Source organism: Hydrogenivirga sp. 128-5-R1-1, assembly GCF_000171895.1.
Genome location: NZ_ABHJ01000003.1, coordinates 181,452 through 201,900 on the forward strand (window position 1 = coordinate 181,452; position 20,449 = coordinate 201,900).

Here is a 20,449-nt window from a genome sequence, read left to right on the forward strand (position 1 = left end):
CTTATGAAGAAAAATCTGACATCTACCTCCCCTCCGGACTGAAGGAGTATAAATCTTCAAAGCTTATGTTTATGGCAACGATATCTTTATTGTCTTGCCTTATATATTCAACTTGCCTTCCGTCTTTTACCGCAAATAAAGTAAGCGCAAGTGTAACTGCTGAAGTCCCTCCGCTTATATACACGGATATATCTTCATCGTTGTAGCCTTCACTTTTTATTCTTTTCAAAATTTTAAGTAGTTGGGAGCTTATGTCACTGTAATCATCAAAATTTGTTTTATAGGTTTCTATCCTTTCTTGGCAACCTATTATTTCCTTTAGTTTCTCTGGTTGGCTTTCTTCGCTAACCAAGATAAACCACTTGTGCAACCTGTCTTTATGGAACAGGTATAGCCTTAGGAAAGGAACCCAGTTATGCCACTTTTCTTGATTGAGTTCAATTAGAGCTTTTTCTCCCCTTATATAAGCTTCTTTCATATCTTCAAGGCTCGCTTTACCATTTGGTTTTGAAAGTGCAGAAATAAGAATCCTTTTTGGGGATTTATTAATTTCCGTGCCCAAGTTGTATCTGATATGTATGGCATATAAGGGAACAACTCCTATAGTAAAGAAAAGACTTGCTAAAGCTTTGTAAAAGCTCGACTCAGCTAAAAAATCAGCAAACCAAGATGTGTAAACAATAAATAAGACCATAACCATAAAAGTTGAGTAGCCGGGGATTGAACCTGAAATAAGAGACCGGACAAGAGAGCGAAGATCAATTTCTGGTCTTTCATGAACTTGCTTAGTTATCAGAAGAATCAGAATGAGCAAAGATACAAGAGGGCTAATGAAACTCGGAATCCAGAAAATTGTTATAATGGACGCTAAACCGTAAAGAAATATAGTTTTTGTTTCAACAAAGAAACCTTTAAACAACCTCAAACCATCCATAACCCTTTCTCCTCTTACCCCCCAGCCCGAACATCTCAAGCCCGCCCCTCAGGCATGATACGACTTTTCCAAGCTTTTCCTTGCCTTTCTCTTCATCAAGTCTCATAGGGTCAAATCCAACCGTAAAGCAGAACTCTACACCTTCCAGAGTTAAGAAGAATATAGGATTGGGTTTATCCCAATCTAATGCAGGATTTTTACCCTGACTCTTGTAATACTCCCCGTAGTGAGGGTTCATTATGTCTATTACAAGGTTATCTTTTGTTAGTTTTGTAGGATACGCATCAAAGAAAATAATTGAGCCTTCACACTTTTTGTTCCCGAAGATTAAAGAATATTCATTCTGTAAATCTTCATCTTCTTTGTATTCACCTTCTTCAAGATCTTTGATTTTGTACCTGAAATTTTCAGGTTCTTCAAACATGTCAGGGAAGTTTTCCAATAGGTAAACGTATCTCACCAAACCTTTCACAGATTCCCCGTGTATGTATGGAACTCCGTAAACATGGTGAAAGAGCATTCCATTTTCTACAGGAGAGGGATAACCCATACCCGTGATGAAGCGGTAGCCTATGGTTGCTTTAATGTTCTGGGATACATATCCGGAAGTTGCTGACTTTATAGAGTTTTCCAAAAAATAAACTCCTTTCTCTATAGCCTCAGCATCAAGATTTTTTATTAAGCTATCCAAAAATTTTTCCTTTTTCAACTGAGCGTTTCCGCCACTCAGGAAACCTTCTCTAATACCATGCAACTTGTAAAAGGCAAGGCTCAGATTGGAATACTCCTCTTCAAATGCTACCTCAAGCCCTTTAATTACTTTCATCTTCAATTTCTCCTTCCGCTATTCTCTTTAGCCATGTGGCAAAGGCAAGCACATCTTGAGTTACGAAGAGATATTCTTCAAGTTCTATATCTCCCATACGTTCTTTGAAGCTTTCATAACTGTTTATATCCATACCCCTGCTCTCAAGGTAGAAGATTAGGTGTTTGAGCAACTCCTTGTGAACCGTATCCTTATTTTCTTTGCCTTCCTTGGACTTCAAGAACACGAATGTGGTTATCAACCCATTGTGAACTATCATCGCAGGGAGTTTTCTAACAAGGCTTAGGTATTCCTTCTTTTTCTTTATATCTTTATTTTTCATATCCTTAACAAATTCATAAGCCTTTTTCATCCTCTCTTGCTCAAGGCTTTTCATAATTTGACCACCTCCACTATTCCCTTTCCGGTACTAGAACCACCGCCTATTTGGATTCTTTTGCCGTTCTCTATGTTGAAACCTTGATTTTTTGACACTTTAAAATAAAGAATGCTTTCTGCCGGCACGTACTCTTCAGTCCATAACGCCCCTTTATCAACAGTTCCACTTTCTATATCCACCTTTATGTGTGTCTGTATCTCCGTGAAGGTTTTAACAAAGTAAGTGAATAGGTCATCGTGGACTATGACTACTCTACGCTTATCTACTAATCCAGCAGCAGTGGGTATATCCATATTCTCCTTCTCCTCCTCAGCCTTTAAAGAAAACTCTTCAAGTACAACATATTTTTCGTTATCAATGGAAACAACTACATCGCTGCTGTTAAACACTTTGCATATGTTCTTATCTGATATCTCTATACCACTATATCCTTGCTCTGCATCCTCAGCAAATCTTTTTAGCACATAAGGACAAGTTACGTAGGCAAATATCCCTCTAAGGGATTTGACCGGGAAGTAAAGAATCCTTGCATCTGTGAAAACCACGTTTCCCTCTTTTCTTTGATTGCCAAACAATTCAAATAGCCTAACTATGCTTTCTTCTTCGTCATTTTCTTCAGGGTCGTAATCCATAAGCCGTTCTTCAATATCCTTGGCGCTATTTGCGCCATTGCTTAGCTTCCTTATTTCCTCCGTTCTAAAAACTCCCTTTATAGTTGATGCAGGGACGGCCGGAAAATCTGTGTGAGCTTCCCTGTATATGGGTAGGTCTATATAACCTAACCCTGTACCGGCTCCCACATGCATCGGAGTCAGCACTCTCATAAAATAGGTTTCAAAGGTCATCACTCTACACCTCCCTTGGCTAATATTCCTGTATTCCAGCCGGATTTTAAAAAGTTATCTTTAGGAATCCCATTAGCGTTAGGAATATTACATATTTGCACAATATCTTGTAATCTTGCATCTTCCATAGCCTCCAGCAGTATGACCGTGCCGGGTCTTAGCATCTCTACTGCAGGCTTGTCGTATCCGGATATCAACTCGGAACCTTTTGAGTAAATCCATACGACCTTAAAGCTTGCTTCATCACCGCCATGCACAGGCTTTAGCTTTAGTTCTATATCCGTGTGATTAGGCTTTTCCTCCGTGTTATTGTTCTCAATGTAGGTGTGGGTTAATAGATATAAGCGGTAGTATGAACCTTTTTTTACATTACAACCGTTGTCAAGACAGGAAGGTAGTTTTATATTCTTAACCTTTTCAATCTTTGCAGGGTTCCTTTCGCCGCCGATGAATCCTTCATTTAACACAAGCTTTTCTGCTATGAAAGATATATAAATACCTCGTTTCAATCTTATCCTTTCCTGAAAATAGAGCATACTTTCCTCCGCTGTTTTAGTGTCCTTGTTGATTTGCAATCCGACCTTAAGTTCTGTTTCCGCAAATTCACTCCAGTTCTTAATGTGCTTATCAGATATGCTTCCTTCCTTCCATTCTTTAAAGCCTTCTTCGGTTATAAAGTATCCCTCAGCGCTTTCAAAAGCCTTCAAGGTTCCCTTTATAAGCGGTAGCTGAAAAGCTTTCCCTTTTAGATCTAAATCATTGTAGAACTTTAAAACCCTCCAGTTCCCTCCCTTTTTCCTTTCACCGACTATGTCCGCCGGAGAGGGCAGGTAAATATTTCCGCTGTCATCACACAGAGCTACGCCGTAGCAGGCTCCTTTCTTATCCTTTTTAACAAAAGGGAAGAACGCCATTATGCTGGGTAGTCTCAGACTGCTCAGATAATGCTCCTCACCTCCGGACATATGCCTGAGTCCTCCGAACCACAGGGAGTTGTATGCTTTTACCCTAAACAATTTCATCAGTTTCCACCTCCCTCAGAGTTCCCACGAACCGCGCTACATACAGGAGATTTGCAAAGTTGGTTATGGGAGAGTCTTTTAAGTAGTGCTTTGTCCTTTTGATAAAGCATTCCATCTGAGTGAAGAGTTGCTCCCATTCGTAGTTTCTATCAGTTTTCCTTTTCAAGACTCTCCTGAGCAAAGATAGAAAGATACCTGTATTGTCCTCCGGGATAGAGCTTTCCAGATGCCTTATATCGTAAGCCAAACTTGAACTTACACTTCCATTTCTAAAAGCGTTGACGAGTTCCTCGTAAAGTCCTATATCTTCCCACTTTGCTACGAAAGAGGTTAGATTGCCTGACCTTGTCATTACTCCCAAACATATGGCACCTTTACCTTTCACATCCTTTGCCTTCTTTTCAAGTTTTCCAGCTTCATTAAGCGCTTTCTGAAGGCTCATCTTAGCATGGGTTATCAATGCCCCTGCACTTATGGAAGCCAATTTTTCCTCTTTGGCAAGATCTCCCACAGTGTTTTTAAACATTTGGGCGCACTTACTTGCATAGGTAACCACATCAAAAGGATGCATAAGAGCCATTATGTCTTCACCGCCTGCATAAACCATTAGACGAGGATATTGTTCTTGCCATAATTCTGCTACGTCCTTGGCATACTCGGACAGCTTTTTAGAGAAAACCATATGAAAATTCTCACTTAAAGGCTCTTTTCTTATAGTAGTCTTGATTCCCAACCAGTCTCCTACGCTGTCTCCGTCGGATATTAAAATCGCATAATATGGGTTTTTGTGCTCTATCCCGTATCTTTCCTTTATCTTGTTTGTTAAGGCAGAAACCTTCTTTCTGATTTCTTGGGTTTTATCCTTTCCGAGCATGTACTCCATGTCCTTGAATAAGCCTTCCCATCCGTCTTTTCTAAATAGTTCTGAATCAAGACATATGTAATAATCATCTTCCAAAAGCCTCTTTCTAAGCACGTAAGAAGCGTACTCACCTTTTCTATTGCCTTCTTTAATTTTGAATTCCTCCATTAAGCTATTCACGTCTTGCATTATGTCTTCATTATCACTATCACCTCCAAGCTTTTCAGCTAAAGCTACTTTAAACTTCGCTCCAGCTATTTCTTCCGTTGAAGGATAATGCCAGAAATCACCTGCCAGTTTCTCTTTGAAGTAATACTTAACAGCAAACCTCTTTGTTAAACAAACACCGCAGAGCTTTTCTCCCTTTCTTATGTGTCGTGCATCTTCTTTTTTAAAGACATCTTCAAGATCATCTCTGTCCCAGCTTATAGCTAAGTGGAGCCGCTCTCCACACATAGTGCAGCCGTTGGGATGCTTACCCTCATATTTATTGTCGTCTATTATGGAATGGTAAGGTCTCCAAGACTTTTTAGCTCCCAGAACTCTCTCAGCAAGGTCGTAGGTGTAGCCGTAGTCCGCCGCGTCTATGTTTTCAGAAATATCAAGGAACTCCTGCCAACCTTGTTTATTTACCATGGGAATACATACGGAAAATACATTGAAGTAGTTCTCAACTTGTTTCATAAATTGTTTTTCTGCGTCTTCGTTTAGGTTAATTTGTTCAAGAACCGAGAGATATATACATTCCCACGTCTTATTAAATATGTCTCGTGCTTCTTTCTCTATATCTTCATCCTCTACCAAAGCCACCACTCTGTTGGTGTAGTTAGCAAGATTCTTTGAAAGTTCGCTTAGCTGAGGGTATATAACTTTTCCTTTTCCTCTCTTTTCAAGCTCTAATCCTTTAACCACTTGCTCAGCCAGATATGAGAGTATATAGCTTCCCGTGAACAAGTCTCTGGGTCTCCTCGCTGCGGATATGAAGCCTTGGACAGGTGAGAAGGTGAAGATGAGGAGATGTTTCATGAAAGATCCTCCCTAACAAATTTCGCGCTTCTTCTAATAAATTCATCAACTATATCGGGAGATGGTTTATGCACCTGTATCTGGTTGTTTCCATCGCTCAAGGTTATTTGGTCAGGCAGAGATTGATTTTTTATGTGTATTAGCAGGCAAGAGTATAGATTGTTTTTGGCTCTAATGACCTTGAACCTAATCGGACTAGCAAATCTTCCCGTGTCTGTATTAACCTCTGCTTCTTTGCCATTTAGACTGGAAAATCTAAATCTCAGTGGTAGACCAAAGTAAGCTCGCTTAATCTCCACTTTACCTCCTTCATCTTTTATATCTCCCGATATAAAGCTCTTAACAGTTTCATAGTCAGGTTGCATCCGTTGCCTGAAGTCTCTGAACAGTTTCCCTGCCTCTTCTAAAACTTTCATGGGTTGAGATTGCCTGTAATCCATCCTATAAAATTCCAAGTTTTCAGGTATTCTGCCGCATACAACTTTAAAGGCTTTTTTTAGTTCTTCTGCATCCCACACATCCCAGTTTTTAAAAGGGCTTTTGTATTTTGGTATGAGGCATAAGCTTCCCCATCCCCTTCTACTTCTTGAACCTATGCACCCTATCTGAGATACTATAAACGCAAGTGCTTCTATAGTTTCCTTTATTGCTTCAGGAACAATTACTTCCAAGCTTGCCTGTGGCTTGTTATTTTCACCGCCTAACCAAGGTCTCACTGAAAAGTTCCCAGACCTTATTATGTGATTGCCTTCTTGCTCTCTACACTTTTTCAGAAGATTCTTGTACTTTTCTCTATTTTTATGTGCTCTGAAATTTACGTAAATTATGTTTCCATAACCCATATATACCTTTCCCCAATCTTTACCTCCATCTTTCCACGCTTCCCATCTCACACAATTGGACAGTTCTTTTTTCACATTCCCCTTAATCCTCACCCAAACCTTTCCCGCCCTATCCTGACTACCAAAAAGCTCGCTTTCCAACTTAAAAAGCTCTTCGGGTTTTTGAACATACGCACCCACTATAACCCTGAACCAATACCTAAGCAGTCCAACAAAGCTTGCAGGTCTCAGCTCGGCATACTTGTTAGGTTCAGCTCCCCCGATAAACGCCGGGGTTATGAACTCAATCTCATACTCAAGCTTTTCCATCTTCCACCTCCAGATATCCGAAGCCCTGCCCCGTTCTGAGCCCGAGGCCATATTGGTATATAAAACGCAAAAGCTCCTGAGAGTCTGACACGATTTTAAACTTCCCAATAAAGCCCCTCAGATAACCTCCGTAGTGTTTAATAAACTCCTCTTTAGTTTTTAACCCCTCAAAGGAAAATCTGTTTACCTTCAAGTCCGTTCCCCTTATGTCCCTGTATCTCCTGAGAATATTCTCAAGGAGAGACTCTTCAAATCCCTCTTCAGAAGGGATTATGTACCTTTCCGTAGGCTTTGGCGAACTGAAGCCCATGCGTTCTACAACGACCGGAGATAGTGTCCTATAAACCCCCGTAGGGTCTTTCTCCTCTTCCTGTCTTATCCACTCAACAGCGAACCTGCCTTCTCCTATCGCATGGTCAGCCTTTTGCTTCTTTAATGCCAACGCTCCGTTATAGAACTTAACCGCCAAGATGCTATCGCCCGTTGAGAACCGGAAGTTTATATGCCTTATACCCTCTATAAAATCCTTTGTTATCTTTGCCTCCTTCCCGAAGTAAACCGCAAAGGTGTAAGGTCTCGTCTTTACCTTATCGTATTCGTCCTCCAGAATCCTTTTAAGAAGGGAAATAAATCTCCTTCTGTAGTCTATACCTACCCTAACGGGTGCGTCGCTGACGCTTTTTAGCTTAAGGAGAAACCTCACCCCCTTCCTCCCTGATCCTTCTTATGCTCTCAAGCCCTATCACTTTTGCATAGCTTTTGCCTTGGTAATTATAAACGTAGCCCGGGTTGTAGCAACCGAAGGCAACTCCCACCATGAAAGCCACCGGTACCGGCACCGACAGGAAGAAGTGGAAGCTCTCGTAGTCTTTGCCGCTCCTCAAGTCCTGTATCAGACTGGCGCTCTCTTTTGCTACCTCAAACATCTCCTCCACAGGCACGTTGCCAGAACTCTTATGGCGCACCACGAGGAGCGTAGAGTCCATACCTTGGGTGAATTCCTTTACGCTCGCAACCGGGTCGTGGTAAGCTATCGCAAAGGCAACCACAAGCTCTCTCCCTTCCCCTTCAAGCTGATGGTCTATGTGCTTATAATCCGTGAGCCTCTCTTTGAGACTCCTTACGTTCTCCACCTTTATGGGTTTGTAGTCTCCGTTCTGATAGTGATAGAAAACGAAGGGCTTTTGACTGCCGAAGACAGCTCCCAAGGCAAAGGCAAGGGCGCTGGGCGCGTTCATGGCTATATGCAGAACCTCTCTCGCTCCGAGAGCGCTCTCTATCTCCTTAACTCTGAGGTAGAACTCCCTAACTATCTCCTCCCACACCGACTCCTCGGGCGGTATCTGACCGGTGAGCACAACGAGCCTTTCCTTTGGTATGCCGTTTATAACCTCTAAGAGATCTAAGGTCTTTTCAGGCTCTTCAAAGGTAAGGTGGGAGTGAAAGCTCTGCAGCTCCCCTTCATAGTTCTCCTTGCTCTTGGTTATGTAGAAGGGAATGTGGTATCTCTCCGCATCAAGCCAGTCCTTTAGAGCCCGCACGCTGTCAAGGTATGAGGGTTCAATGAGCCTCAGACCCTCCTTTTGAGCCAAAGCCCTCTTTTTGGGAATGCCATTCACCTCGTAGATGTTCCCTTCTTTATCTATTTTTCCTGTAAAGACCACCTTCGGCGGTGGGTTTTCTATATAAAGACTTACGACCGCAGGTAGCATGTAGCTCTCGCCGCTGAACTCCTCATCAAAGAAGAGTCCGAACCCGCTTCCTAAGAAGTCCTTTATGACCTCCATTGAGCCTTTGAGGTGCTCGTGGTTGGTGATAACGCTCTCCAGACCCCTTATGGTGATTCCCCTCACCAGCCTCTCACCCTCTCCCACCACGGGAACGAAGAACTCCCTGTAAGGGTTTCTGAGAAACCTCTTGGCGTCCTCTTTATCAATACCGAAGGTGGAAGACAGAACCCCAAGGCTCGGATTTGCTCCTTTCTCTTTAACATATCTGACCAGCTCAAACTGACCGAAGGAACTCAGCTCCCAGAGCTGCTCAAAGACCTCGTCCATGTACTCGTCCAGCTTCCCGCTCCATAGGAAGCCTTTAAAGTGCCTGTCTTCAATCTCCGAGAACCTGAACACTCAGCTCCTCCTCCAAGAAGGTGTAAGAGGAAGCCTCGGGAACGTTCTCAATGGTTATGACTTCCTCCCCAATTCCTTCGTATATCACCTCATCGCCGAGGGTGATGACCACCTTCTTGCCGGCATAATCTTTTGGCAGGTGAAGTATCAGTCTGCCTTCCTCCACTACACCGATCCAGTTTTCTCCTTTGAGGTAGCTTGTTGGCTGGGCGGCACGGGCAAGCTCCGTCCTGCTTTCTATCCTTTCTTTAAGAGCTGTCGGGAACGGTATCACTATGCCGGGCTTTGCCTCCTCTCCGCGCACAACCTCGTAAATCAAGCTTGAGAGGCTCAAATCCTTAAAGCGCTCTGCTGTCTTTTTAATGAACTTCTCCCTCCACTCGCCGATTCCGGCAGTTCTTGCGGTTTTAACGTAATCTCTTATCTTGTCCAGCTCTTTTATCTTGAATACGGGAACCGAGTATTTTTCAAGCAATTTCTCGTTTGCATATACCCAGAATGGAAGTGGGACAAGATTGTATCCCCTCCATTTGACAAGAGGAGGGTACTTATCCGTTATCGCAAGTTGGAGGTAGCTTGTCAGCGGGACTATGACGTTTAGGTTGTCCTTTTTATTAATAACCAATACAAACTCCGGCGGAGTCATAAAAAAGAGTCTCACCTGTCCGACTTCTGGAGGCTTTCTCTCTTCTTCCTTGACTTCAACCAGTTCTTCACCGAGGCTCTCTTCGTAGTTTCTATAGAGTATCTCCTGCACGTTATTCTCCATCGCTGTCCTTCCTCTCTATTGAATAACCTTCTTTATCGCACACCTCTGACAGAAACCTCTCCGCAAACTCCCTAAACTCTTCCTCCGACGGGACGTAAGGCATCTCCTCAGCGAGCTTTTTCTTCAGCCTCTCCCAACTTTTGTATAAGTTAGCCTTTGAAAGCCCATCTAAAGCTATCTCCTTTGCGTAGAGACTTTTATAAAGGTAGTAACACATCACCTTCTTGTCCTTCTCTGAAAGTTTGTTCACCAGCTCGCTGAACAGATCGCCTACGGTTATACTCAGGTCTTTGTCCTCCTCAATTCCTACGTTCTCCTCAAAGCTGACTACGTTGCCCTCTTCATCTTGGTAGTTTAGCTCCTCCATGTTTACGAGATTTAGCTTCGGGTCTCCGTTGAGGGCGTCAACTATGCAGGATCGGATCATCTTCCTGACATAAAAGGTGCTTATGAACTCCTTCTCCTCCAACTTGCCCGATTTGAGCATCAGCAGAACCTTCAACTTGAAGTCAGCCAGTATCTCTTCGGCGTAATCGTCACCTATGCGATTTCTCAAAAGAGATTCCGTATTACTCTCACGGGCGACAGCCCGTATCTCTTTAATTAAAAAATTCCTTGCCTTCAAGTCCTCTTTGCCCTGTGCAAGGGCTATAAGTATATCCTTCATATCTCAAAAATCCTGAGCTTATCAATAATTTCCAAGTCATCACACCTTCCGCAGAGGACGTAGTCTCCTTCACCAAGGACTTTGAACAAATACCTGCCGTACCCCCTCTTTTGGTCGTAGAAGGCATAAGACCTATCTCCTATCCACGAACAGGAAGAGGTCATCTTTTCACATACATCAAGTGTTATCTTATACTTCTTTTTATTCTCTGTTAGAAAGCACACCTCAAGGCTATCTCCCAAACGTCTGCCGATGAAAGGTCTCCTATTTCTCGGCGGTTCACCTTTAGCTTCCCTACCCCTTATGCCCAAATCCGTATCCAATAGTTCTTCAAGGAAGCGCAACTTTTCTTGATGAAAGAATCCCAAAAATTTATACCCTCTTTCTTCTACAATTTGCCTGTATATTTCCTCCAACCCCTCCATCGCAATCTATGATATAAAATTTTTAAGGTTGTAGCAGGACATAAGAGCCTGCCGGCTCCTTGACAACTGAATAGGGCGGAAGAATTTAAGGTGCATCAAAATGCCTTGATGTTTTGATGCCTTGATGACACCCTTCTGAGTTTATTGCCTTGCAAGGGCTGGAAGTGCCTAATTTTTGAGCCTTTTTGCAAGACTGAGCATTTCCGGAAATTAACTTCATTTGCGAAGACAGGATGTTGCGTAATTCGTTGATTTAGCTTATATTATTGGACGGCTCGTTTGGGGTTCTAATGTGCCGTTGTGGAGTTGAAAGAGTCTCATATTTGGGATTTAGAAAAGGAGGTGAGCAAGTTCTAATGTGCCGTTGTGGAGTTGAAAGTACCGTAGTCTATGAATACGAAATAGCGGGGTAAGGTGTTCTAATGTGCCGTTGTGGAGTTGAAAGGAAGCTTACAGTTGAGAACTGGGAGGAGTGGTTCGAGAGAGTTCTAATGTGCCGTTGTGGAGTTGAAAGTTCCGCCTCAACGATAAATTGATATTCAGTAGGAAGTTTTGTTCTAATGTGCCGTTGTGGAGTTGAAAGTCCCCTAACCCCAAGCCCATCCTTGCGGGAATGATTGTGTTCTAATGTGCCGTTGTGGAGTTGAAAGTACCGTAGTCTATGAATACGAAATAGCGGGGTAAGGTGTTCTAATGTGCCGTTGTGGAGTTGAAAGGAAGCTTACAGTTGAGAACTGGGAGGAGTGGTTCGAGAGAGTTCTAATGTGCCGTTGTGGAGTTGAAAGTTCCGCCTCAACGATAAATTGATATTCAGTAGGAAGTTTTGTTCTAATGTGCCGTTGTGGAGTTGAAAGTCCCCTAACCCCAAGCCCATCCTTGCGGGAATGATTGTGTTCTAATGTGCCGTTGTGGAGTTGAAAGTCCTCAGGTCTGAGATAAGAACAAGGGCTACCGAAAGTTCTAATGTGCCGTTGTGGAGTTGAAAGAGCACATGAAGAAGGGGAAGATGAGCGACGAGGAAAAGTTCTAATGTGCCGTTGTGGAGTTGAAAGACTGAGGTATCAAGCTATCCTGCAGCCGAGCAACAGGCTTGTTCTAATGTGCCGTTGTGGAGTTGAAAGTATACACCGATGTACACCCTTTGCCTCGGCTTGAACTGTTCTAATGTGCCGTTGTGGAGTTGAAAGTCCAGCCACACAACTTCGGTCGGGAAAAAGCAGAAGAGTTCTAATGTGCCGTTGTGGAGTTGAAAGTAATGGCATCCATAGCCTGCTTTGCCTTGCTCTGGCTCGTTCTAATGTGCCGTTGTGGAGTTGAAAGGAACTCTCCAGTCCGGATTTCTCACCTGATTGGACAGAATGACCCTATTTATCTTTGTTCCTTTTACAAAAACCTCAAAGGGTAGTCTTTAGCTTTTTAGATTATCATAACAAATATACCGAGGGAGGTTTTCTCATTGTACTTTTTTTAGACTTAAGCACAGAGCCGGACTCCTCATGCTTGCTCATATCCCATTTGAGGATTAAAGGTAAGCCACACTATACCACCTCCATCGGGTATGTGTTTACCAGGGTTCATTTCCCTCCCTTTTGCCCCAGTCAACCTCGCTATGAAGGTTTTCAGGAGTTATTCTATCCAGGAGCTCATCCAAATTCCTGCTTCTTTCGGGCTTAATCACTATTCCTTCTCTGCTTATCTCAATAATAAGTTTTGAACCTTGATGTAGATTCAATAGCCTGACTATATCTGCAGGAATCTTCACTGCCATACTGTTTCCCCATCTTTGAAGTTTTGTTTTATACATAATGTTTTGAAGTATATGCGAAAGACATAATTTTCTTATCGGGGAGATCTGAAGGCAAGGGAACTCATATTTTGCAAAAACTTATTAGATAATTTAACCATCTTCCCCTATTCTGTATTAGGTGGCTTTAGAGGTTCTTTATTAAAAGGGCAGTAGGGGCGGACTGCCCCGAGCTTATGCTCGTGGAGGGAACGTTCGTTCCCTGTAAAGCGGAAAGTCCCTCAATTTATTAAGGGAGGAAGTCAGTAGCATCGCAGGTTATCAGTACGGTTCTACCTTCCCCTCCTCCACCTCTTTGAGAGCTTTTAAGGAAGACTCAGACAATTCTGCATCTCTTACTTTTGCAAGCCCTCCCTCATAGGGATAGGGTGGCACCACACCTTCAACCTTTAGTTCAAATGGTATTCCTCTGTTCCTTACCACAGCCTTCAGGAAAGCGGATATGGCAGAAGACATCGGAATGCCGAGCTTCCTGAATATCCTTTCCGCTTCCCTCTTGGTTTCTTCATCTACCCTTGCAGTTACGGTCGCCACCTTACTCATTTCAATTACCCCTTAATTAAGGATAATAGGTTTATTGTTAATTGAGGTTTTTAAAGGTAGAGTTGATTTCTGAAGTCCTTGAGAAGATTAAGGAGCTACCTTTTGTAGAGGACGTGGAGACACTGACCGAACTTCCCGAAGATGTTGAGGCCGACCTCGGGATAAGGGTAAAGCTTACGAAGGATGCAGGCAAGTATCCGGTAAGCAGGATCATCTCAAAGGTTCTCAACGAGATTAGCTGGAAGGAATTTGAAAGTTCGGGCAGATATCCGGCTATATACTGGGAGTAAGATAAAAAGCCCTAATCTTTTATCTCCCTTATTATATCCATCTGTCTGCTGACCACGAAGTCGCTTATCAGATCTTCTGTATGTAGGTCAGCGTTGAAAAATACTCCGATCCTCATTACGTTGTTGAATGGGGTTATGTGTTTTACCTCTCCCGATACGGAGACGGATCCCTTGGGAAGGTCAAAACTCACTTTCACCTCATCACCCACCTTGATCCCGCCGACATCCCTAACATACATACCCACTCCGTGGACAGATATATCGGCTACTATGCCCTCTATTTCCTCGCTCGCACGTATAATCCTGACCTTTATATCTGTTTCGGGAACTACCCTCACATGCTTTCTATTCTCCTCAGGTAGGTTGATAAAGCCTTTCACTTGCACCTCTATGATCATGTTGTCCGTGTCCACGTCCACCACCTCCGCCTCTATAGCCTCCGGTATGCCGGCACCCTTGAGATATAGCACAAGTCCCTCGTGGTAAACGCTCATGTGGGAAGTCTTTATCTTCAGACGGCTGTCTCTTAAACTCAGGAGTTCGGACTTGGTGTCCACAAAAAGCCCCTTGTACCTGGCGTGGACTACCACCTTCTTTATGCTCTTTTTGAGCAATTTATTCAGCAGGTCTATCGCCAGGTGCTCGCTCTCTGCACGACGAAGCTCTTTTTCCTTAGCTATATCCTCCTTCAGACTCTTTACATAGTCTATGTATGCGTCTTCAACCACTCCCACGTACACGTCTATAAGGTCTACGAAGCTCTTTATCCTGTTGTAGTCAGACAGGTTCTTAGCTATGTGGTCTATGTAGTCCTTCATCATCTTCAAGCAGGTGTCAAGGAGGATCTTCTTGAAGGCGAGCTTGTTCCTCGCAAGGGTTGAGGCAAGGGCAAAGAGGTCTTTCCTCGGGTCTCCCGACAGGGAAAAGAGCAGGGAGTATATCCTGCCCACCATGGTATTCAGCACGGGTGTGTCTTTCATGGAGGGCTTTTCGCTCGTCAGCGCCTCCATAAAGTTGGATACGAACTTCTCCTTGTAGCTTTCAAAGAAGTCCATATCCTCCCTCAACTTCCGTTGTATATCCTTCAGTTCCATTTTTCTCTATACAACCTCTCAAACTCTTCCGCAGGTACGGGCGGTGAGTAGTAAAAGCCCTGAGCGTAATCACAGCCCATACGCCGCAGATGCTCTGCCTGATCCTCCGTCTCCACACCTTCCGCAACCACCTTTAGACCGAAGGTTTTGGCAAGAGAAAGTATCACCTTCACCATCTCGTAGCTATCCCTGTCGGACGGGAAGTCCTTTATAAACTCCCTGTCTATCTTTATGGCATACACAGGGAGCTTCTTGAGGTAGGCAAGGGACGAGTAGCCCGTTCCGAAGTCGTCTATGTAGGTCTTTATGTTCAGAGATGCGAGCCTCTCTATGAATCCAACCGCCCTGTGGAAGTCGTCCATAATGGCAGATTCCGTTATCTCAACCTCTACTAACCCGGAGCTGCAGTCCTCCCTCTGGAAGGATAGAGCTTTAGAGAAAGCCGGGGATCTTATTTGGGAGGGTGACACGTTAAGGGCAACGGGCACCCTTATTCCCTTCTCGCTCCAGTCTTTGACCTGCCTGCACACCTTCCCGATCACTATCTCGCCCACCTCGTGGATAAGCTCCCCCTCCTCTATCAGAGGTATGAACTTCATGGGAGGAACTACGGTTCCGTCCTTTATCCACCTTATCAAAGCCTCAGCACCGACGGCTTTACCCGTGGAGAGATCTATCTTAGGCTGGTAGTACATGACGAACTCGTCCTTATCTATAGCCTCCCTCAAATCTGACCTGATCTTTATAGAATCTCTGGAGGCTATCGCTATAGACTTTGAGTAGAAGACACTGGAGTTGCCTCCCATAGATTTGGCTTTATTCATAGAGGCAGATGCGTTAGCCCACAAGGTCTTATCATCTTCAGAGTCAAGGGGAAATACGGATATACCTGCGGAAAAAGTCACCAGAATCCTGTGTTCGTCCAGGATTACGGGCTCCCTGAAGGCATCCTTCAGCCTCTGAATAAAGCGTGTTGTGGATAGAATGGGATCGCCGGATACCATGAGTACACTGAACTCGTCGGATCCGGTCCTTGCAATCACATCGGACTTACGAACTATTGACTTAATAATGAGAGACACCTTGATGAGCAGCTCATCCCCGTAAGCGTTACCGAACGCCTGGTTGATGTTGTTGAACCCGTCTATATCAAGGAGAATTAAGACAAGAGACTTTTTCTTAGCTCTTGCGATCTCTATGTGTTTTGACATAGAAGACGTAAAAGCTATCCTATTAGGTAGTCCGGTAAGCTCGTCGGTGAGGGACAGAGCCTCAAGGCGAGATTCGGCGACCCTGCTTTTGAGTCCGTAGTATATGTCGTTGGCTACCTCCGAAAGGAGGTTTATCTCAAGAGGAGAGAATATTACGCCTTCCGGCTTTGAGACTACCATGTAGTAACCATATCTGTTCTTGCTCACCTTTATGGGGAAGCATAGCGTATCCAGCTTTGGGTTGCGGAGTCCCTCCTGCGCTATAGGATCTTTCTCGGTCAAAGAATATATCGCAACATAACTGAACATTCCGCTGCGGAAAAGCAGAGAGGCTATACTCTTTATGAGAGCTACCTCGTTACTATCCGTAGTAATGAGCTTGTTAACGTCACTCAGCACTTTGTACAGATTTTTTATATACTCCACGCTGTCGTCAGAGGGTGCAGACAGATCCCTAATGACAAGGACAAAGGAGTTCTCCGGCCCCTTGCTACCGATGGTAAGTTCAACCGGGATGAGCCTTTTATCCGACAAATTTTGCAAGTAAACCCTTTCCCTGCAGGGCTCTTCCCTCTCAATGCACTTCCTGATCATGCTGACCATGCTACCCTCCAGGTGTGCAGGAAAGAGCTCTCCAATGTACGGCTTTTCTCCTTCACCTATGCCGAGGAGATCCCTACAGGGAGGATTCGCATACCTTATCCTGAACGTAGGTATATCCACCACTATCGTGGGGTAAGGGATAGCCCTGAGAGTGCTTTCCTCTGAGGAAGCTCCCATTTTAGAGAAAATATGGATTTTTCTGTAATTATCAACTCTGCTGGAGCCGAGCCTGTTGGAAAAGTACCTAAAGCATGGAAAGAAAGGGGCAGCAAGCTCATATATACCTTCAGAAGGTTGAAACACAATAAAAGGAGTCTGTGCAGGAGGTATTTCTGAATGTCTCTTAGATATACGTCCCTGAAGTAAAGCAAGACTGCTTTTGCCTTGACACTTGGAGGGCGTTCCTTTGCTTTAAAAAGTTGACATCCTCAGTCTAAAAGCTTTGATAGACCTATCCTTGGAGCCATTCTTCCCTCCTTCTCAGTCGCATTTTATTGTGTGCCAGTCGCATTTTTTTAGTGTTCAATCTCACTTTATGCTGTTTTCTACAAGGGTGGTCGGGGCGACAGGACTTGAACCTGCGACCTCCGGTTCCCGAAACCGGCGCTCTACCACCTGAGCTACGCCCCGTTAGGTAATTAATTATAGAAAAAGGGCGTGGAGAAAGAGGAAGGGCTTAGCCTTCCTCTTTTGTGTCTCCGCTCGGTGTGGTAGCAGGTTCGTGTTCCTCTTCGGGTATAAACTTGAACTCCCCATCCTGGAAGTCCACGATCACGGTCATTCCGTCCTTTATCTCGCCCTTTATTATCTTGTCGGCGAGGGGTGTCTCCACATACCTCTGGAGCGTTCTCTTCAAAGGTCTTGCTCCGAAGGCAGGGTCGTATCCCCTTGCAACGAGCTCTTTCTTGGCTTCTTCGGTCAACTTTATGCGTATATTTCTCTCCGCCAACCTTCTGTTCACGTTAGCCACGAGCAGGTCTATTATCTGTGAGAGCTCCTTCATGGTCAGTGGCTTGAAGACTATCACCTCGTCCACCCTGTTGAGGAATTCAGGTCTGAAGAAGTTCTTCAGCTCGTCAAGGACTTTCTCCTTAGCCTTTTCAAACTCTCTCTCAACCACATCTTCGCTGGCATCAACGGGTATGTTAAGCAGGTATTGAGAGCCTATGTTGGAGGTCATTATTATGACTGTGTTCCTGAAGTCCACGGTTCTACCGTGAGAGTCTGTGAGTCTTCCGTCGTCAAGCACCTGCAGGAAGAGGTCAAAGACCCTCGGGTGAGCCTTCTCTATCTCGTCAAGGAGTATCACGGAGTAAGGCTTTCTCCTCACAGCCTCGGTAAGCTTTCCACCCTCCTCGTATCCTACGTATCCCGGAGGCGCACCTATGAGTTTTGCTACTGAGTGTTCCTCTTTGAACTCGGACATGTCCAGCCTTATGAGGGCGTCTTCCTCTCCAAACAGAAGTTCTGCTAATGCCTTTGATAGCTCAGTCTTACCAACACCGGTGGGACCCAAGAACAGGAAGCTGGCTATAGGTCTCTTGGGGTCTTTAAGTCCGGCTCTCGCTCTCCTTATAGCCTCGGATACGGCTTTGACCGCATGCTCCTGGTCAACCACCCTCTTGTGGAGCTCGTCTTCCAGCTTGAGGAGCTTTTCCATCTCCTCCTCTTTGAGCCTGGTCACGGGTATTCCTGTCCACTCGGAGACCACCTGGGCAACGTCGTCCCAGCCGACCACGAGCTCCTCCGCCTTCTGGGACTCAAGGGCTTTTAGCTCTTTCTCCAGGTTTACCTTCTCTATCTTTAACTGAGCTTCCCTTTCGTAGTCTCCGCTCTCGGCAGCTTTCATTATCTCCTTATCCAGCTCTTCTATCTTCTTCTTCAACTCCTTTACCTTTATATCAAGTCCGCCCAGTTTCTCCGTGAGCTCCTGTTTCTCCTTCTCAAGCTGAGCCTTCTGAACTTTTAGCTGGGCTTCCTTCTCGTAATCACCCTCAAGGTTCGCCTTCATTATCTCCTCGTCCAGCGCCTTCAGCTTCCTCTCAACCTCCTGTATCTCCGGAGGTACGCCTATAACCGAGAGCTTCTTCCTGGCGGACGCTTGGTCAAGGGCGTCTATAGCCTTGTCAGGCAGCTTTCTGAAGGTCACGTACCTCTTGGTGAGCTTTACGGCAGCCTCTATGGCTTCGTCGGATATCTTTACCTTGTGGTGCTGTTCAAGCTTGGGGCGCAGACCCTTGAGAATTTCCATAGCTTCCTCTTCTGAAGGCTCATCAACGTATATGGGCTGGAACCTCCTTTCAAGGGCAGGGTCTTTCTCTATGTACTTCCTGTACTCGTCAACGGTCGTTGCACCTATGACCCTTATCTCACCCCTTGCGAGGGCAGGCTTCATTATGTTGCCTGCGTCAACCGCGCCTTCAGCCTTTCCTGCGCCCACTATGGTATGTATCTCGTCTATAAAGAGTATTACGTTACCCTTCTCCTTAACCTCGTCCAATAGTGCCTTTAACCTTTCCTCAAACTCACCTCTGTATTTGGAACCTGCAAGGAGTGTAGCCATATCAATAGCCCATATCTCCTTGTCCTGGAGCTCGGGAGGGACTTCCTTGTTCACTATCCTCTGGGCTAAACCTTCCACTATGGCCGTTTTACCCACACCGGGATCTCCCACCAGGACGGGATTGTTCTTTGTCCTCCTGAGAAGGACTTCAACCACCTGGTTTATCTCCCTCTCTCTACCTATAACTGGGTCAAGCTTTCCCTCCCTTGCCATCTCGGTGAGGTTGACACCGAACCTTTCAAGGGGAGACTTCTCCTCCTCCTTAAGCTCCTGACCTACATCCTTCATCTCCTTTTCACCTCCTATTACCTGATTTATTAATCTACCGCCTATCGTATCCTTTGCCTCAATCAAAGAGGCTCCTATGTGAGAGGGCTGAACCTGGCTCTCGCCCTCACTCACAGCCCTGTTCTGGGCATTTTCAAGGACTCTTATAAGGTATTCGCTGTAGTCAAAAGCCGGTTCCTTGCCGAAAACCCTCTTGGCTATCCTGTCTATTACCCTGTCGGGTGATATGCCTATCTCCTTGACCTGCTGAATTAAAGAGGAATCCTCAATAGCCTTCCTTATCAATCCATCTATGGAGAGCCTGTTGTCAAGGAACGCTTTTACGTCCTCTGGTTTGAACACAGAGCTGAGGCTCTTCTCAACGCTCTCAAGCTGTCTGCGGTAGTTCTGTTCAAGGGAATTGAGCCTTCTGAGTTCAAGCTCAAGGCTCTCCATCGTCCAGTAGTCCCCGTATCTGCGCGCCTGTTCTAACTCCCTCTCTATTCTCGCTCTTGCCTGTCTGAGCTTCTGAAGTTCAGCCTGAGTGCCTCCTATGTCCGACTTGACCTGCATTATTTGAGAGCGGAGGTTTATGAGCTGTTTAGCCTCCTGCTCAACCGCCTTTTCTATCTGCTCTTTGAGGTTTCCGAGGTGTTCCTTTATCCTCTTTACGAACTCCCTTCTGTCCACACCCCTCTTTTCAAGGAACTTAGCGAGAGGCGAGTCTTCCTCAGACAGAAGGGCTATCAAGAGGTGGTCTGTATCAACCTTTGTGTCCCCCTCTTGACGGGCTATCTCCTTTGCCCTGTTCAGGTATTCAAGGGATTTAGCTGAAAACAGATTCTCGCTTATCATTCCTCCTACCTCCTTTCTTCACTTTCATTATAATATTTCTTGAGTATAATTTTGTCAAGTTTTTGTGGGGCTCACGGAGAGCCGGAGATCAAAGGCGGATCTGTGTAATGGTCAAGGAACGGTATAGTTGGATGTTTTTACGAAGTCTTGTGATGACCCCTCCCTATTTTCTCGTAAGACACGA

Annotated in this window: 18 protein-coding genes, 1 tRNA gene and 1 CRISPR repeat array; of the genes, 1 reads left to right on the plus strand and 18 read right to left on the minus strand. The window is 44.8% G+C overall.

What is annotated here, in order from left to right; all coding sequences use genetic code 11:
* Window positions 1-22 precede the first annotated feature (22 nt).
* The 14 genes from HG1285_RS12910 to HG1285_RS12855 all read right to left on the minus strand — a co-directional run bounded on the left by HG1285_RS12910 (window position 23) and on the right by HG1285_RS12855 (window position 13,382).
* Window positions 23-934, minus strand: coding sequence for a hypothetical protein (locus HG1285_RS12910; protein ID WP_008286681.1), 912 nt, complete (start codon window positions 932-934; stop codon window positions 23-25).
* Window positions 912-1,760, minus strand: a complete 849-nt coding sequence (cmr6, locus tag HG1285_RS12905) for a type III-B CRISPR module RAMP protein Cmr6 (RefSeq protein WP_008286682.1) — start codon at window positions 1,758-1,760, stop codon at window positions 912-914. The genes HG1285_RS12910 and cmr6 overlap by 23 nt, the downstream gene beginning before the upstream one ends.
* A complete protein-coding gene (gene cmr5, locus HG1285_RS12900) occupies window positions 1,747-2,136 on the minus strand; it encodes a type III-B CRISPR module-associated protein Cmr5 (protein WP_008286683.1) in 390 nt (129 codons plus the stop codon). The genes cmr6 and cmr5 overlap by 14 nt, the downstream gene beginning before the upstream one ends.
* A complete protein-coding gene (gene cmr4 / locus HG1285_RS12895; protein WP_008286684.1) occupies window positions 2,133-2,984 on the minus strand; it encodes a type III-B CRISPR module RAMP protein Cmr4 in 852 nt (283 codons plus the stop codon). Before cmr4 ends, cmr5 begins: the two co-directional genes overlap by 4 nt.
* Window positions 2,984-4,006 (minus strand): type III-B CRISPR module-associated Cmr3 family protein, encoded by a 1,023-nt coding sequence (locus HG1285_RS12890; protein ID WP_008286685.1) that lies wholly within the window; start codon window positions 4,004-4,006, stop codon window positions 2,984-2,986. The genes cmr4 and HG1285_RS12890 overlap by 1 nt, the downstream gene beginning before the upstream one ends.
* Window positions 3,993-5,894, minus strand: coding sequence for a type III-B CRISPR-associated protein Cas10/Cmr2 (gene cas10, locus HG1285_RS12885; RefSeq protein WP_008286686.1), 1,902 nt, complete (start codon window positions 5,892-5,894; stop codon window positions 3,993-3,995). Before cas10 ends, HG1285_RS12890 begins: the two co-directional genes overlap by 14 nt.
* Window positions 5,891-7,045, minus strand: coding sequence for a type III-B CRISPR module RAMP protein Cmr1 (cmr1, locus tag HG1285_RS12880; RefSeq protein ID WP_008286687.1), 1,155 nt, complete (start codon window positions 7,043-7,045; stop codon window positions 5,891-5,893). Before cmr1 ends, cas10 begins: the two co-directional genes overlap by 4 nt.
* The gene (gene cas6, locus HG1285_RS12875; RefSeq protein WP_008286688.1) at window positions 7,032-7,748 is read right to left on the minus strand and encodes a CRISPR-associated endoribonuclease Cas6; all 717 of its coding nucleotides are present in this window, start codon (window positions 7,746-7,748) and stop codon (window positions 7,032-7,034) included. The genes cmr1 and cas6 overlap by 14 nt, the downstream gene beginning before the upstream one ends.
* Complete coding sequence (locus HG1285_RS12870) at window positions 7,732-9,174, minus strand: SAVED domain-containing protein (RefSeq protein ID WP_008286689.1); 1,443 nt, start codon at window positions 9,172-9,174, stop codon at window positions 7,732-7,734. The genes cas6 and HG1285_RS12870 overlap by 17 nt, the downstream gene beginning before the upstream one ends.
* Window positions 9,152-9,943 (minus strand): hypothetical protein, encoded by a 792-nt coding sequence (locus HG1285_RS20210; protein WP_008286691.1) that lies wholly within the window; start codon window positions 9,941-9,943, stop codon window positions 9,152-9,154. Before HG1285_RS20210 ends, HG1285_RS12870 begins: the two co-directional genes overlap by 23 nt.
* Complete coding sequence (locus tag HG1285_RS12865; RefSeq protein WP_008286692.1) at window positions 9,933-10,610, minus strand: sigma-70 family RNA polymerase sigma factor; 678 nt, start codon at window positions 10,608-10,610, stop codon at window positions 9,933-9,935. The genes HG1285_RS20210 and HG1285_RS12865 overlap by 11 nt, the downstream gene beginning before the upstream one ends.
* Window positions 10,607-11,026, minus strand: a complete 420-nt coding sequence (locus HG1285_RS19655) for a hypothetical protein (RefSeq protein WP_008286693.1) — start codon at window positions 11,024-11,026, stop codon at window positions 10,607-10,609. Before HG1285_RS19655 ends, HG1285_RS12865 begins: the two co-directional genes overlap by 4 nt.
* Before the next feature lie 293 nt (window positions 11,027-11,319).
* A CRISPR array of direct repeats spans window positions 11,320-12,355; the repeat unit is 29 nt; unit sequence GTTCTAATGTGCCGTTGTGGAGTTGAAAG.
* A 244-nt stretch (window positions 12,356-12,599) separates the two neighbouring features.
* Complete coding sequence (locus HG1285_RS12860) at window positions 12,600-12,839, minus strand: AbrB/MazE/SpoVT family DNA-binding domain-containing protein (RefSeq protein WP_032496398.1); 240 nt, start codon at window positions 12,837-12,839, stop codon at window positions 12,600-12,602.
* A gap of 261 nt (window positions 12,840-13,100) precedes the next feature.
* Window positions 13,101-13,382, minus strand: a complete 282-nt coding sequence (locus tag HG1285_RS12855; RefSeq protein ID WP_008286696.1) for a type II toxin-antitoxin system RelB/DinJ family antitoxin — start codon at window positions 13,380-13,382, stop codon at window positions 13,101-13,103.
* A gap of 62 nt (window positions 13,383-13,444) precedes the next feature.
* On the opposite strand from HG1285_RS12855, the gene HG1285_RS12850 reads away from it, so the two are divergent.
* Window positions 13,445-13,672, plus strand: coding sequence for a hypothetical protein (locus tag HG1285_RS12850; protein WP_008286697.1), 228 nt, complete (start codon window positions 13,445-13,447; stop codon window positions 13,670-13,672).
* 11 nt (window positions 13,673-13,683) lie between these two features.
* On the opposite strand, the gene HG1285_RS12845 is transcribed toward HG1285_RS12850, so the two are convergent.
* The 4 genes from HG1285_RS12845 to HG1285_RS12835 form a co-directional block, all read right to left on the minus strand.
* Window positions 13,684-14,766, minus strand: a complete 1,083-nt coding sequence (locus tag HG1285_RS12845) for a PilZ domain-containing protein (RefSeq protein ID WP_008286698.1) — start codon at window positions 14,764-14,766, stop codon at window positions 13,684-13,686.
* On the minus strand, window positions 14,757-16,757 hold the full coding sequence (locus HG1285_RS17235; RefSeq protein WP_008286699.1) for a GGDEF and EAL domain-containing protein: 2,001 nt from the start codon (window positions 16,755-16,757) through the stop codon (window positions 14,757-14,759). The genes HG1285_RS12845 and HG1285_RS17235 overlap by 10 nt, the downstream gene beginning before the upstream one ends.
* A gap of 377 nt (window positions 16,758-17,134) precedes the next feature.
* Window positions 17,135-17,210, minus strand: a tRNA-Pro gene (locus HG1285_RS12840).
* Between the two features lie 46 nt (window positions 17,211-17,256).
* Window positions 17,257-20,265, minus strand: a complete 3,009-nt coding sequence (locus HG1285_RS12835) for an ATP-dependent Clp protease ATP-binding subunit (RefSeq protein WP_008286700.1) — start codon at window positions 20,263-20,265, stop codon at window positions 17,257-17,259.
* Window positions 20,266-20,449: the final 184 nt, after the last annotated feature.

What these genes read in the sequence shown, in the direction of transcription:
- HG1285_RS12910 (WP_008286681.1), bottom strand. Translation starts at nt 934, where the DNA reads ATGGATGGTTTGAGGTTGTTTAAAGGTTTCTTTGTTGAAACAAAAACT.
- cmr6 (WP_008286682.1), bottom strand. Translation starts at nt 1,760, where the DNA reads ATGAAAGTAATTAAAGGGCTTGAGGTAGCATTTGAAGAGGAGTATTCC.
- cmr5 (WP_008286683.1), bottom strand. Translation starts at nt 2,136, where the DNA reads ATGAAAAGCCTTGAGCAAGAGAGGATGAAAAAGGCTTATGAATTTGTT.
- cmr4 (WP_008286684.1), bottom strand. Translation starts at nt 2,984, where the DNA reads ATGACCTTTGAAACCTATTTTATGAGAGTGCTGACTCCGATGCATGTG.
- HG1285_RS12890 (WP_008286685.1), bottom strand. Translation starts at nt 4,006, where the DNA reads ATGAAATTGTTTAGGGTAAAAGCATACAACTCCCTGTGGTTCGGAGGA.
- cas10 (WP_008286686.1), bottom strand. Translation starts at nt 5,894, where the DNA reads ATGAAACATCTCCTCATCTTCACCTTCTCACCTGTCCAAGGCTTCATA.
- cmr1 (WP_008286687.1), bottom strand. Translation starts at nt 7,045, where the DNA reads ATGGAAAAGCTTGAGTATGAGATTGAGTTCATAACCCCGGCGTTTATC.
- HG1285_RS20210 (WP_008286691.1), bottom strand. Translation starts at nt 9,943, where the DNA reads ATGGAGAATAACGTGCAGGAGATACTCTATAGAAACTACGAAGAGAGC.
- HG1285_RS12865 (WP_008286692.1), bottom strand. Translation starts at nt 10,610, where the DNA reads ATGAAGGATATACTTATAGCCCTTGCACAGGGCAAAGAGGACTTGAAG.
- HG1285_RS12860 (WP_032496398.1), bottom strand. Translation starts at nt 12,839, where the DNA reads ATGTATAAAACAAAACTTCAAAGATGGGGAAACAGTATGGCAGTGAAG.
- HG1285_RS12855 (WP_008286696.1), bottom strand. Translation starts at nt 13,382, where the DNA reads ATGAGTAAGGTGGCGACCGTAACTGCAAGGGTAGATGAAGAAACCAAG.
- HG1285_RS12845 (WP_008286698.1), bottom strand. Translation starts at nt 14,766, where the DNA reads ATGGAACTGAAGGATATACAACGGAAGTTGAGGGAGGATATGGACTTC.
- HG1285_RS17235 (WP_008286699.1), bottom strand. Translation starts at nt 16,757, where the DNA reads ATGGGAGCTTCCTCAGAGGAAAGCACTCTCAGGGCTATCCCTTACCCC.
- HG1285_RS12835 (WP_008286700.1), bottom strand. Translation starts at nt 20,265, where the DNA reads ATGATAAGCGAGAATCTGTTTTCAGCTAAATCCCTTGAATACCTGAAC.